10 protein-coding genes and 1 tRNA gene are annotated in these 11,693 nt (G+C 72.9%); 4 read left to right on the top strand and 7 right to left on the bottom strand.

All coding sequences use genetic code 11. From position 1 onward, the window contains the following. The first annotated feature begins 124 nt into the window (after nt 1-124). On the top strand, nt 125-685 hold the full coding sequence (locus LCD31_RS08935; RefSeq protein WP_224957227.1) for an NADPH-dependent FMN reductase: 561 nt from the start codon (nt 125-127) through the stop codon (nt 683-685). A 98-nt stretch (nt 686-783) separates the two neighbouring features. Next, nucleotides 784-1,272 carry a Dps family protein gene (locus LCD31_RS08940; RefSeq protein WP_224957229.1) on the top strand — a complete coding sequence of 163 codons (489 nt, stop codon included), beginning with the start codon at nt 784-786 and terminating at the stop codon, nt 1,270-1,272. Nucleotides 1,273-1,390: 118 nt separating this feature from the next. Here the strand turns inward: LCD31_RS08940 and LCD31_RS08945 are convergent, their stop codons facing one another. Then, nucleotides 1,391-2,455 carry an NADH:flavin oxidoreductase/NADH oxidase gene (locus LCD31_RS08945; RefSeq protein WP_224957231.1) on the bottom strand — a complete coding sequence of 355 codons (1,065 nt, stop codon included), beginning with the start codon at nt 2,453-2,455 and terminating at the stop codon, nt 1,391-1,393. Nucleotides 2,456-2,918: 463 nt separating this feature from the next. Here LCD31_RS08945 and LCD31_RS08950 point away from each other — a divergent pair, with 463 nt between their 5' ends. Further along, the gene (locus LCD31_RS08950; protein WP_224957233.1) at nt 2,919-4,739 is read left to right on the top strand and encodes an ABC transporter ATP-binding protein; all 1,821 of its coding nucleotides are present in this window, start codon (nt 2,919-2,921) and stop codon (nt 4,737-4,739) included. A gap of 57 nt (nt 4,740-4,796) precedes the next feature. On the opposite strand, the gene LCD31_RS08955 is transcribed toward LCD31_RS08950, so the two are convergent. Next, entirely contained in the window at nt 4,797-6,641 is a 1,845-nt protein-coding gene (locus LCD31_RS08955; RefSeq protein WP_224957235.1) for a prolyl oligopeptidase family serine peptidase, read from the bottom strand. A gap of 133 nt (nt 6,642-6,774) precedes the next feature. Here LCD31_RS08955 and LCD31_RS08960 point away from each other — a divergent pair, with 133 nt between their 5' ends. Next, nucleotides 6,775-7,842 (top strand): hypothetical protein, encoded by a 1,068-nt coding sequence (locus tag LCD31_RS08960; protein WP_224957237.1) that lies wholly within the window; start codon nt 6,775-6,777, stop codon nt 7,840-7,842. A gap of 210 nt (nt 7,843-8,052) precedes the next feature. Here the strand turns inward: LCD31_RS08960 and LCD31_RS08965 are convergent, their stop codons facing one another. From LCD31_RS08965 to LCD31_RS08980, 5 genes are all read right to left on the bottom strand, one after another. Next, entirely contained in the window at nt 8,053-8,283 is a 231-nt protein-coding gene (locus tag LCD31_RS08965) for a hypothetical protein (protein WP_224957239.1), read from the bottom strand. A 690-nt stretch (nt 8,284-8,973) separates the two neighbouring features. After that, complete coding sequence (locus tag LCD31_RS28960) at nt 8,974-9,099, bottom strand: hypothetical protein (RefSeq protein WP_255614516.1); 126 nt, start codon at nt 9,097-9,099, stop codon at nt 8,974-8,976. 528 nt (nt 9,100-9,627) lie between these two features. Further along, nucleotides 9,628-9,701: transfer RNA gene (locus LCD31_RS08970), tRNA-Pro, on the bottom strand. A gap of 49 nt (nt 9,702-9,750) precedes the next feature. Next, the gene (locus LCD31_RS08975; RefSeq protein WP_224957295.1) at nt 9,751-10,689 is read right to left on the bottom strand and encodes a metallophosphoesterase; all 939 of its coding nucleotides are present in this window, start codon (nt 10,687-10,689) and stop codon (nt 9,751-9,753) included. A 209-nt stretch (nt 10,690-10,898) separates the two neighbouring features. Next, nucleotides 10,899-11,681 carry a siderophore-interacting protein gene (locus LCD31_RS08980; RefSeq protein WP_224957241.1) on the bottom strand — a complete coding sequence of 261 codons (783 nt, stop codon included), beginning with the start codon at nt 11,679-11,681 and terminating at the stop codon, nt 10,899-10,901. Between the last annotated feature and the right edge of the window lie 12 nt (nt 11,682-11,693).

An 11,693-nucleotide genomic window follows, 5' to 3' on the forward strand; every position in this document is an offset into this window, starting at 1 on the left:
CAGGTAGTCGTGACCCGGGACACTGCCGCGGACCTTTGACTTCGAGTTATCTGGAGGTCGTAGCGTGATCGACGTCCGGCTGCGACCGCAGGACACCGCCGGCCCCCGATGAAAGGATCCGAAGATGACCGTGACCGTGGTGGGGATCGGCGGTTCGGTGCGCCCGGACTCCCAGTCCGAGCGCGCGATGCACGCCGTTCTCGCCGGGGCGCGCGAGGCGGGCGCCGAGGTGCGCGCCATCGGCGGCGAGAACCTGGTGCTGCCGTTCTACGACCCGCACTTCACCGACCGCACCGAGGCCGCGCGGGAGCTCGTCGCCGCGCTGCGCGGGGCGGACGGGGTGGTGCTGTCCTCGCCCGGCTACCACGGCACCATCTCCGGCCTGATCAAGAACGCGCTGGACTACGCGGAGGACCTCCGCGCCGACGAGCGCCCCTACCTGGACGGCCGGGCCGTCGGCTGCGTCGGCGCCGCGTACGGCTGGCAGGCGGCGGTGACCACGCTGCAGGCGCTGCGCTCGGTGGTGCACTCGCTGCGCGGCTGGCCGACGCCGCTCGGCGCCGCGGTCAACTCATCGGAGGCCCGGTTCGAACCGGACGGGACCTGCTCCGACCCGAAGCTGGGGAGCACGTTGCGCACCATCGGCACCCAGCTGGTCGAGTTCGCCGAACAGCGCCGCTCCTGACTCCGCACCGCCGATCGGTGATTATCGGGCGGGCTCGGCGGGTAACCACCGGGGGACATGCCCGAACCGACTGCGCACCCGGTGCGAGGAGGTACGCGATGACCGCCACCAAGTCCCCGATCTCCAGCCCGCTCGGCGACTCCGACCAGGACATCACCGGCAAGGCCTTGCAGGGGACCCTGCTGGACATGATCGACCTGCACCTCGTGGCGAAGCAGGCCCATTGGAACGTCGTCGGCCGCTTCTTCCGCGACGTGCACCTCCAGCTGGACGAGCTGGTCTCGGTCGCGCGCGGCTTCGCCGACGACGTCGCGGAGCGCGCCTCCGCGCTGGGCGTCTCCCCGGACGGCCGGGCGTCGACCGTGGCCGAGGCCTCCGGGGTGCCGCGCTTCGAGGCCGGTTGGCGCTCCGACAAGGAGGTCATCGCCGCCATCGTCGACGCGCTGGCGACGGTCATCCGCCGGTTGCGCGGCCGGATCGACGAGACGGACAAGACCGACCTGGTGAGCCAGGACCTGCTGATCGCGATCGCGCAGGAGCTGGAGAAGTCGCACTGGATGTGGCAGGCCCAGCTCGCGGAGTCCTGACCACCCGCACGGCCCGGCCCGGTGCTCGCTCGAACGGAGCGGGCGCCGGGCCGAACCACGTGCGATGAGGGGCCGCCCGCCCCGCCGAGCTCGGCGCCCGGCGGGCACGGGGGCGCGGTCAGGCGCGGCGGGCGCGCACGTACTGCTTCGGCCAGATGTTCTCGGCGTGCAGCTCGTCAGCGGCGTGCAGCGGCCAGTGCGGGTCGCGCAGCAGTTCCCTGCCGAGCAGCACCGCGTCCGCCGAACCGGAGGACACGACCTCCTCGGCCTGCTGCGGTGAGGTGATCAGGCCGACGGCGCCGGTCGGCACCTCCGCCTCCAGCTTGATCTGCCGCGCGAACCGGGTCTGGTAGCCGGAGCCGACCGGGATCCGCGCGTCGGGCACCGCACCGCCGGTGGAGGCGTCGACGAGGTCCACGCCGTGCTCGGCCAGCAGCCGGCTCAGCCGCACGGAGTCGTCGCCGGTCCAGCCGCCCTCGACCCAGTCCGTCGCGGACAGCCGCGCCAGCAGCGGGCGTCCCGCGGGCCACACCTCGCGCACCGCGTCGACGATCTCCAGCAGCAGCCGGACCCGGCCGTCGAAGTCGCCGCCGTAGCGGTCGGTGCGGTCGTTGACCAGCGGCGAGTAGAACTGGTGCGCCAGGTAGCCGTGCGCGAAGTGCAGCTCGACGACCTCGAACCCGGCTTCCGCGGAGCGGCGCGCGGCGTCGGCGAACTGCTGCGGGATCGCGGCGACCTCGTCCTCGGTCAACGCGCGGGGGGCGGCCAGCGCGCCGAAGGCGTTCGACGTGGAGCTGACGGTCTGCCAGCCGCCGTCGGCCGCGGGCAGCGTGCCGTCGCCCTCCCACGGGGCCGTGGTGGAGGCCTTGCGGCCCGCGTGCGCCAGCTGCACGGCCGGGGTAGAGCCCTGCTCGCGCAGGAAGTCGGTGATCCGGCGCCAGGCCGTGACCTGCTCGTCGTTCCACAGCCCGGTGTCGGCGGCGCTGATGCGGCCTTCGGGTGCGACGGCGGTGGCCTCGGCCATGACCAGCCCGGCGCCGCCGACGGCGAACTGGCCGAGGTGCACCAGGTGCCAATCGGTCGGCACCCCGTCCACGGCGGAGTACTGGCACATGGGGGACACCCAGACGCGGTTGCGGATCTCGGTGGCGCCCAGCTTCAACGGGTCGAAGAGATGGCTCATGACCCCCATGACGCAGTTGCACGCGCGGGTATTCCGCGCTGAGCGGAACAACGCGTGAGACGTGGGTCACCCGCGTACCCGCCGCGGCTGGGAGCCCGCTGGGCGGCCGCCGCGCGCTTCCCGGGAATCCGCGACCCCGGCGGAACCTCCGGTTCGCACCCAGTTCGTTCCCAGGGAATTGGCAGCGCATTCGCGTCGATTCCCGCCGAATTGCGCCGGTAGTTTCGTTCATGTCGGCGCCGAACGGCCCGGCGAAATCAGAGAAGAGAATCGACCAGGAGGTCACCATGGGATTCCCCATTCCGGTTCCCGGCAAGCGCCCGCACTTCCCGCGCCCCGAGCAGCCCGCCCCGGGCCGGCCGCAGCAGCCGCGGAAGTGACTCCGCACCGGAGGGTCGGCGGCGTCCGCATCGCCGCCGCCCCTCCGGGCGTTCCGCGCGATCGCGCACTGGAGAGGTGAATCATGACCGCTGCGCCGGGGATCCGCGAGATCTTCGCCCGGTTCCGCCCGCACCTGCGCCCGGAACGGGCCGGATTGCTGGTCGCGGGGGTGCTGCTGGTGGTCGCCGCGCTGGCCGACACCGCGGCGATCTGGATGTTCATGCTGATCACCGATGACGCGCTGGCCGCGGGCAGCCTCGACGCCTTCTGGGCGCCGGGGGCGGCCTGGCTGGGCATCGCGGTGGCCGGCGCGCTCGCCTCGTTCGGCGGGGCCTACCTCTCCGCGCGCGCGGCGGAACGATTCCTCGTGCGATTGCGCGCGCACGTCTTCGCGCACGTCCAACGATTGTCGCCCGATTTCTTCGCGCGCCGGAGAACGGGAGATCTCGTCGCCCGGATGTCCGGTGACGTGGAATCGGTGGAAAGGCTCGTCGCCTCCGGAGTGGTGGAGACGGGAACCGCTCTTTTCGGCGTCGTGCTGTACGCGGGGGCCGCGCTGTACCTGCGCTGGGACCTGGCGCTGCTGTCCTTCGCGCTCGCGCCCGCCTTCTGGCTGGTGGCCCGGAAGTTCTCCGCCGGGATCCGCGACGCCTCCCGGGCCGAGCGCGCCGCGAACGGCGAGATCGCGAGCACCGTCGCGGAGGGCCTCTCGCACGTCGAGCTGGTGCAATCCGCGAACCAGCAGCAACGGCAGGACGCGAAGCTGCACGCCGCCTCGATGCGCTGGTTCCGCGCCAAGCTGGTGGAGGCGCGGCTGTCCTCGACGTACGCGCCGCTGGTCACCGTGGTCGAGACGGTGTGCATCCTGCTGGTCATCGGCGTCGGGGTCTGGGAGATCTCCGCCGACCGCATCACCATCGGCGGGCTGATGGCCTTCGCCGCCTACATCGGCTACCTGTACCCGCCGCTGCAGGACCTGGGCCGCATCACGATGGCGGTCACCGCCGCCCGCGCCGGGGCGGAACGGCTCGTCGAACTGCTCGATGCGCGGCCCGCGGTGGTCGACGCCCCGGACGGCACCGCGCAGCTGCCGCCGGGTGGGCGCCCCGGCCGCGCCGTCGAGTTCGACCGCGTCGCCTTCCGGTACCCGCGGGCGGCGGAGCACGCGCTCCGCGACTTCCGGCTGGCCATCCGGCCGGGCGAGTTCGTGCTGGTCACCGGGCCCAGCGGGGTGGGGAAGTCGACGTTGACGAAGCTGCTGCTGCGGTTCTACGACCCGGAGGGCGGGCAGGTGCTGCTCGACGGGGTGGACCTCACCCGGCTGCCGCTGCACGTGGTGCGCGACCAGATCGCGTTCGTCCCGCAGGAGGCGGACGTGCTGCACGGCACCGTCGCCGAGAACATCGCCTTCGGCCGCCCGGACGCCACCCCGGCCGAGATCGTCGCCGCCGCGCGGGAGGCCGACGCCGACGAGTTCGTCCGCGCCCTGCCGGAGGGTTACGAGACGGTCCTCGGCGAGCGCGGCGCGCTGCTGTCCGGCGGACAGCGCCGCCGCATCGCCATCGCCCGCGCGGTGCTGCGCCGCACCCCGGTGCTGGTGCTCGACGAACCCACGAACGGCCTGGACGCCGAGTCGAAGGCCAACGTGGTCGCGCCGCTGCGCAAGCTGTCCCGCACCCGCACCACCATCCTGATCAGCCACGACCCGGAACTGGCCGAGCTCGCCGACCGAGTGGTGGTGCTGCGCGGCGGGCGGGTGGCCGAACCCGCGCGCCCGCGGAGCCGCGTGCTCAGCGGCGAGCTGCCCGTCCCGGCGGCCGACGACCGGCCCACCGTGCGGCTGCACCGCCCGTGGCCGGCCGGGCTCACCGATCCGCTCCGCGCCCGTGGTGGCCGCGCGTGAACCGGCTGGGAATCCGCTGAACGCCCGGCCCGCGCGCGGCGGGCCGGGCGGAGCGGATCAGGCGCGGCCCACCGCCCGGCGCGCGAAGTGGATCTCCGCGGCGACCTGGCGCAGGGTCTCCGCCACCACCAGCGAGCCGTGGCCGGCGTCGTAGCGGTAGAACTCGAACGGCACCTCCCGCTGCGCCAGCCGGTCCAGGTAGTTCAGGATCTGCTGGATCGGGCACCGCGGATCGTTGTCCCCGGCCAGCACCAGCACCGGCGCCCGCACCTCGTCCACGTAGGTCAGCGGCGAGCACTCCTCGTAGACCGCGGGCACCTCCTCCGGCGAACCGCCGAACAGCGCCCGGTCGTAGGCGCGCAGCGGCTCCATCTCGTCCGCGTACGCCGAGACGTAGTCGGCGACCGGCACCCCGGCGACACCGCCCGCCCACCGCTCCGGCTGGGTGCCCAGCGCCAGCAGCGTCAGGTAGCCGCCCCAGGACGCCCCGGCGACCACGCTCAGCTCGGGCGTGGTGAGCCCGTCCCGCACCGCCCAGTCGTGCACGTGCGCGACGTCGGCGAGCTCGGTGAGGCCCGGCCTGCCCTCGATCGCGTCCCGCCACGCCGAGCCGTAGCCGGTCGAACCCCGGTAGTTGATCTCGACGACGGCGAAGCCCGCGTCCAGCCACGCCGCCCGGTACGCGGAGAACCGGTCCTCGTCCGCCGCGTGCGGCCCGCCGTGCAGGTTGAACACCGTCGGCACCGGCCCGTCACCCGCGCCCTCCGGCCGGGACACCAGCGCGTGCACCGACTCGTTCGGGCCGTGCGGGACGGGCACGAACACGTCGCGCACCGGCTCGGACCCCGGCGGCCGCTCCCCGGGCGGGGTCAGCAGCACCTCGTCGGTGCCGTCCGCGCGCAGCGTCCGCACCAGCGACGGCGTCGCCGCCGACGACCACGAGTACTCGACCGAGCGGTCCGGGCGCACCGAGGCGCCGCCGACGGTGCCCGCGGGTGTCGCCAGCTCCACCAGCTCGCCCGTCTCCAGGTCGTAGCGGTGCATCGTGGTCCGCGCGTGGTGGGTGTGCGCGATCAGCAGCGCGGTGCCGTCCGGGTACCAGTCCGCGGACACCTCACCGGGCAGGCCGAGGTCGATCTCCCGCTCGGTGTCGGCCAGCACGTCCCAGATCAGCAGTTCTTCCCGTCCGTGCCGCTCGTGCAGCACCAGCAGCCGCGGATCTCCGGCGACCGGCGCGAAGTCCAGCGCGTCCAGCCCCTTCCCCGGCCCGTCCCACTTGTCCGCGACGGTCGCGGCACCGTCCACCCGCAGCACGCGCAGCGCCGGGTGCCTGCTGTCGCCGTGCTCGGAGTGCGACAGCACCAGCAGGCTCTCGTCCCAGGACAGCGCGGACAGGCCACCGTCCTGCTCGTGCTCGTAGACGACCTCCGGGGCTCCGCCGGCGCGGGACACCCACACCGTCACCCCGTCGTCGGTGGACATGCCGACCCCGGTCACCGTCGGCCCGAGCTCCAAGCCGGCCGGATAGCCGGGGTGCGTCCCGGGCAGCGCCGGTTCCGGTTTCCCGCCGCCCGCGGCGAAGTCCTCGCTCACCCAGGAACCGAACTCGTCGCCGTCGGTGTCGTCGAACCACCACACCCGAGCGCCGTCGGCGGACAGCGTGCCGTGGAACGTCCCGTTCGGACGGTCGGTGACCTGGCGGTGCGCACCGGATTCGCGGTCCCACGCGTACAGCTCCCAGGTACCGCTGGCGTTGGAGACGTACAGGCTGCGGCCCGGCGCTTCCCGCGCCCAATCCGGCAGCGACACCCGAGGTGCGCTGAACCGCGCTCGCCACCGGGCCTCCCGCTCGGCGTCGTCGAACAGCTCTTGCGGAATCTTCGCGTCTGGGTACTCGCTCACCCCACGATCCTGCCCGATGCCCCCGACACCGCGCCGCCCCTTCCACTCGCCCGAGGCGGATCACCGGGACCGGGCAACCCCGCACCGCCGCCGCGCGTCACCCGGAGTCGTGGAACAACGCGAGGGAGCTGTGGTGGAACTCGGAACAAGGACCCTGATCGGCCTCGTCGGGCTGGGCGGTGCGCTCGCCGGATCGGTCGTGGCGACCGCCCCCGCGGTGGCCGCCGCCGGACCGGCCGCGCCCGCGGCCTGCGAGATCCGCGAACTCCCGCTGCCGCCCGGCACCACCGAGGGCGGGGTAGCGGGGGCCAGCGCGGACGGGCGGACCGCCGTCGGCCGGGCCGTGGGCCACGACCCGGTGCAGACCGAGGTCGGCGTGGTGTGGCGGGACGGCGAGATCGTGGACCTGCCCGCCGACCTGCCCGATGCGCTGACCGACGTGAACTCCGCCGGGGTCGCGGTCGGCGGAATCTTCGACGAGTACGGCGAACGGCGGCCCTACGTGCTGCGCGACGGCGAGGTCCACGTGCTGCCCGGGCACGTGACGCCGCGCGGCATCAACGACTCCGGCGTGATCGCCGGATTCCGCACCGATGCGGCCGGGGAGCTCCCGGTCGTGTGGAAGCCGGGCTCCGACCAGCCCGTCGACCTGGTCGGGCCGCGCGGCATCGCCACCGACGTCGCGGCGGACGGCACGGTGGTCGGCACCGTCGACGGCGACACCCCCGACGCCCCGACCGTCGGCTACGTCTGGCGGCCGGACGGCACCGGCGCCCCGCTCCCGCGGCCCGCGGGCGTCGCGCCGAACGCGCACCTGGAGGCGACCGGGATCAGCGGGTCGTGGGTGTTCGGCGACGGCCCCGACGGCGCGATCCGCTGGAACCTGGACACGGGGGCGGCCGAGTCGCTGCCCGACACCGTCGCGGGCTCGGGCGCGATCAACGACCGCGGCGTGGGGGCCCCGCCCCCCCCCCCCCGGGGGGGGGGGGGGGGCCCCCCCCCCCCCGGGGGGGGGCCCCCCCCCCCCGCCGGCTCCGGTCAGGACGGCGTTCTGGTCGACGGCGAGCAGCGGACCCAGCTGCCCGGGATGAACGGCTGGCAGGTCGCCCCGCGTTCGATCAGCCCGGACGGAACGGCGCTCACCGGAACCGCGGGGATGCTCAAGGGCCCGTCGAAACCGGTCCGCTGGACCTGCGCCTGATCGACCGGCGGCACCGCGAACCGGCCTCCGACGCGAGAACGGCCGTCCGTGATCGGGTCGAGCACGCCGGTGGTCACCGTCGCGCATCTCCGAAAGGCGCGGCGCACCGCTGGGATGCGCGGGTCCCGTTACCCGTGACCGTTCCGCTCCGCGAATGCGCGGATGGGCGTCGCGAGGTGGGCGAGCACCGGTGTCACGCTTGAAATGTCGTCACCGGTAAGTGGCGACCAAGTAGAAGCCGTCCGACCTCTCCTCGCACTGGTAACCGACGATTCCTTCGTCGCCGCGGTGGTCCTCTCCGGCTTTACCGCACTTCTCCATGCTGTCGTACGGGCCGAATTCCTTGTCGACGTCCGCGAGCGCCGTACCTGCGCCGAGCGCGGCGGTACCGGCACCGGCGGCGCAGAGGACGAGTGCGGAGATGCTCTTGCGAAAACGCATGAAAACTACCTCGTGGATCGACTTCAGTTGCGAGTGACCGTTGGATTCGTCACATCCTGATGCTACGGGTGCGAGAACACCGGAACGGGTGATGACCGAGTCGATTCCGCAGTAGAGGGAAAACCCTCGGCGTTCCCGTGAACGGAAACGGGAGCGGCTGAAAGCGTCGTCCAGTTCAGCGGTCGAGTCCTTTTCCGGGCGATATGCCGGAAGTGCCGTGGAATGTGCGGTGCTGCCGCGGGCCGTCGTCCGCCGGATACCGCGGGTGCGGCCTGGGGGAGTCGGCGAGCGTCGACTCGGCGCCCGCCTGCGCTGAGCGCGGGCCACGCCGAGCAGCCGGTGGGTGGCGTGTCACGCTGCTGCCCTTGCAGGCTTCGTTCGGCTCTGTAACAGCATCGAGGTGGGATGTGGCGGGCCGGATGTTCTAATCTCGCTGCGCCCTGTCCGCAAGCCATGGAAAGAGAGTGTCCGTAGTGGGTATCAAGAGCCTCATCACCGCCGTCGTCACCATTGTCGTTCTGCTGGTGCTGTTCGCGATTCTGGCGGTGATGGGCGTCGTCTCTTGATCGCGTGCGGGTGCCTGCAAACTGCATGGACAGCCGGTTAAGGGCTGGTCCAGCTCGTCATGATCGGCCCTGCCCACCCACGCGCCGTTCTCCGCGCGCCACGGAATTTGCGCACTGCAACGGGCTAGAGCGAGATGTTGCCGTGGATCTCGCCTTCCTGGATCACGGTGCCGGTCACGTTGCCGAGGTTCCGGTTGTGGACGTACCCACCCTTGGTGCCGGCCTTCTGCTCTATCAGGTAGCGGACCATGTCTCCCAGGCGAAGCCGGAGCCCTGTTCGTGCCACGGCCGGACGTACGTCTTCCGAGGCTCAGGCTGGCTGACGTGGCCCGCCGCCGGGGTGTCGACGGGCACCGCATCTCCGTGGTCACCTTGCGTGTAGCGCCGCCGGACCGACGTGTCCGTGTGCCCGATTCGCTCATCGGCCGGCACCGCGGGCGTTCCCCACTCCTCCACGAGGGTCCGGTGGGAAGGGCGCAGACCATGCGGTGTCCGGCCCGGCGCGACCGGCAGCCAGCAGGCAGCAGCCCGCCCTGCGCACCGCGGCCACGTACCGGTACTCCAGGCCAGGATGGGAAACAGCGTTGGACGCGCGGCTCGCCATGTCTCCGCGGTCGCCGGTGACCGTTCTGGACGAGGTTCTGAAGGAGCGCGCGGGGAGCGGCCGGGAGAGCTGATACCAAGATCGTCTCCCGGTCTTCTCCCAAGAGGTGATCCGGAGACGAGAAAAGGGCCTGGCCGGAACTCCTGCTGGAGTCCTGACCAGGCCCTCTACCTGTCGGGGTGGCGGGATTTGAACCCACGACCTCTTCGACCCGAACGAAGCGCGCTCCCAAGCTGCGCCACACCCCGATCACTCAACGGCGAACATCTCGGGTGCTCGTCCGCCGCTGAGCAAAGTCTAGCGGATGTTCGCGCGGGCCCCGGAAGGGGGGTTCCCGAACAGTCCGGTGGCCTTCGGCGCGGCGCCCTGCGAGCGCGGGACCAGCGTCAACAGCGTCGCCTCCGGCGGGCAGGCGAACCGCACCGGCGCGTACGGGGAGGTGCCCAGCCCCGCCGACACGTGCAGGTGCATGTCGCCCCACGTGGACGCGCCGCGCGCCCGCGCCCGGTCCAGCTCGCAGTTCGTCACGATCGGGCCGTAGCCGGGAACGCGCAGCTGCCCGCCGTGGGTGTGCCCGGCCAGCACCAGGTCGTACCCGTCGTCGGCGAAGGCGTCCAGCACCCGCGGTTCCGGCGAGTGCGTCAGGCCCAGCCGCAGCTGCGCCTCCTGCGGCGGGTCGCCCGCGATCTTCGAGTACTTGTCCCGCTTCAGGTGCGGGTCGTCCAGTCCGGCCACGTGGATCCGGATCCCGGAGATCTCCACGTCGTGCCAGCGGTGCGTGACGTCCGTCCAGCCGCGTTCGGTCATCGCCGCGCGCAGGTCCCGCCACGGCAGCGGATCGCCGTGGATGCGCTTCGTCTTCGCCGAGGGCAGCAGGTAGCGCGCCGGGTTCTTCGGCTTCGGCCCGTAGTAGTCGTTGCTGCCGAACACGAACACCCCGGGCCGGTCCAGCAGCGACCCCATCGCGCGCAGCGCCGCGGGCACCGCCTGCGGGTGGGCGAGGTTGTCGCCGGTGTTGACCACGAGGTCGGGGGCGAGCTCGTCGAGGGCGGCGACCCAGCGCTGCTTGGACCGCTGGTTCGGCATCATGTGCAGGTCGGAGATGTGCAGGATGCGCAGTTCCGGCGCGCCTTCCGCGAGCACCGGCACGGTGGCGCGGCGCAGCGTCCAGTGCGTTCGTTCGACACCTGCGGCGTAGCCGAAGGTCGCGGCACCCAGTGCGCCGCCGGCGAGCATGATCCGACCGAGCTTGTTCACGTCGCCCAGCCTACGACCGGTGGCGGACCCGCGACGCTCGGGAGGGCACCGCCCGATCACCACCCCAGACCCCCTGAACAGCAGCGGTCCGCTGTCGTTCCCCGTCGGCGGCGAAGCCGCTGAGCAGCGAGCGCGTAGCCAGGCCGACCACCCGCCCCACCTCGCGGCAGGAGTCGGACGGCAGGCGATCAGGCGGCGGTGGCGTAGCGCCAGTAGGCGAGGGCGTACACCCGGCGCCGGTCCAGGCCGAGCTCCTGCTGGCAGTGCTCCCGGATGACGTGCACGGCCTCGGCTTCGGCGCCCACCCAGACGTCCGGCCGCGGCCCGAGATCCGCCGCCCGCACCGCGTCCGCGAGCACCGAGCTCCGCCCGGCGGGGGCCCCGTCCCGGTGCAGCCAGGTCCACTCCACGTCCGCCCCGGTGCGCACCTCCTGGTGCTCGGCCGCGTCGGCGACCTCGGCGAACACCCGGACCCGGGCCCGCTCGTCCAGTTCCTCGACCATCGCCAGCATCGCGGGCAGCGCCGTCTCGTCGCCGGCCAGCACGAGCCGGTCCGCGGCCGGGTCCGGCCGGTAGGAGGGACTCGGGCCGACGGCCACGACCTGCGACCCGCTTTCCACGTCGCGGGCCCAGGTCGAGCCGGGGCCGTCGTGGTCGTGCACCACCAGGTCGATCGCGAGCCGCCGCCGCGCCGCGTCGAACCAGCGCACCGTGTACGTGCGCTGCTTCGGCTGCTGCTGCCGCGGCAGCGCGAAGACCTCGGCGCGGTCGCGGCCCAGCGGCATCGGCTGCCCGGGCCGCGGCAGGCAGAGCTTGATCCGCTGGTCGCTGCCGGTGCTGTCGAAGTCGGCGAGCTCGTCGCCGCCGAGCACGACCCGCACCATCCGCGGCGTGATCCGCTCGACCTCGTCCACCCGCAGCAGCCGGTACCGGGACCGCACCCGCCGCGTGCTCGCCTGCGTGTTCGTCACAGCAGCCGAGTG

Source organism: Saccharopolyspora sp. 6M (assembly GCF_020176775.1).
Classification (GTDB): Bacteria; Actinomycetota; Actinomycetes; order Mycobacteriales; family Pseudonocardiaceae; genus Saccharopolyspora_C; species Saccharopolyspora_C gregorii.

Coding starts and splice junctions, on each gene's coding strand:
- LCD31_RS08935 (WP_224957227.1), top strand. CDS start 125: ATGACCGTGACCGTGGTGGGGATCGGCGGTTCGGTGCGCCCGGACTCC.
- LCD31_RS08940 (WP_224957229.1), top strand. CDS start 784: ATGACCGCCACCAAGTCCCCGATCTCCAGCCCGCTCGGCGACTCCGAC.
- LCD31_RS08945 (WP_224957231.1), bottom strand. CDS start 2,455: ATGAGCCATCTCTTCGACCCGTTGAAGCTGGGCGCCACCGAGATCCGC.
- LCD31_RS08950 (WP_224957233.1), top strand. CDS start 2,919: ATGACCGCTGCGCCGGGGATCCGCGAGATCTTCGCCCGGTTCCGCCCG.
- LCD31_RS08965 (WP_224957239.1), bottom strand. CDS start 8,283: ATGCGTTTTCGCAAGAGCATCTCCGCACTCGTCCTCTGCGCCGCCGGT.
- LCD31_RS28960 (WP_255614516.1), bottom strand. CDS start 9,099: ATGGTCCGCTACCTGATAGAGCAGAAGGCCGGCACCAAGGGTGGGTAC.
- LCD31_RS08975 (WP_224957295.1), bottom strand. CDS start 10,689: ATGCTCGCCGGCGGCGCACTGGGTGCCGCGACCTTCGGCTACGCCGCA.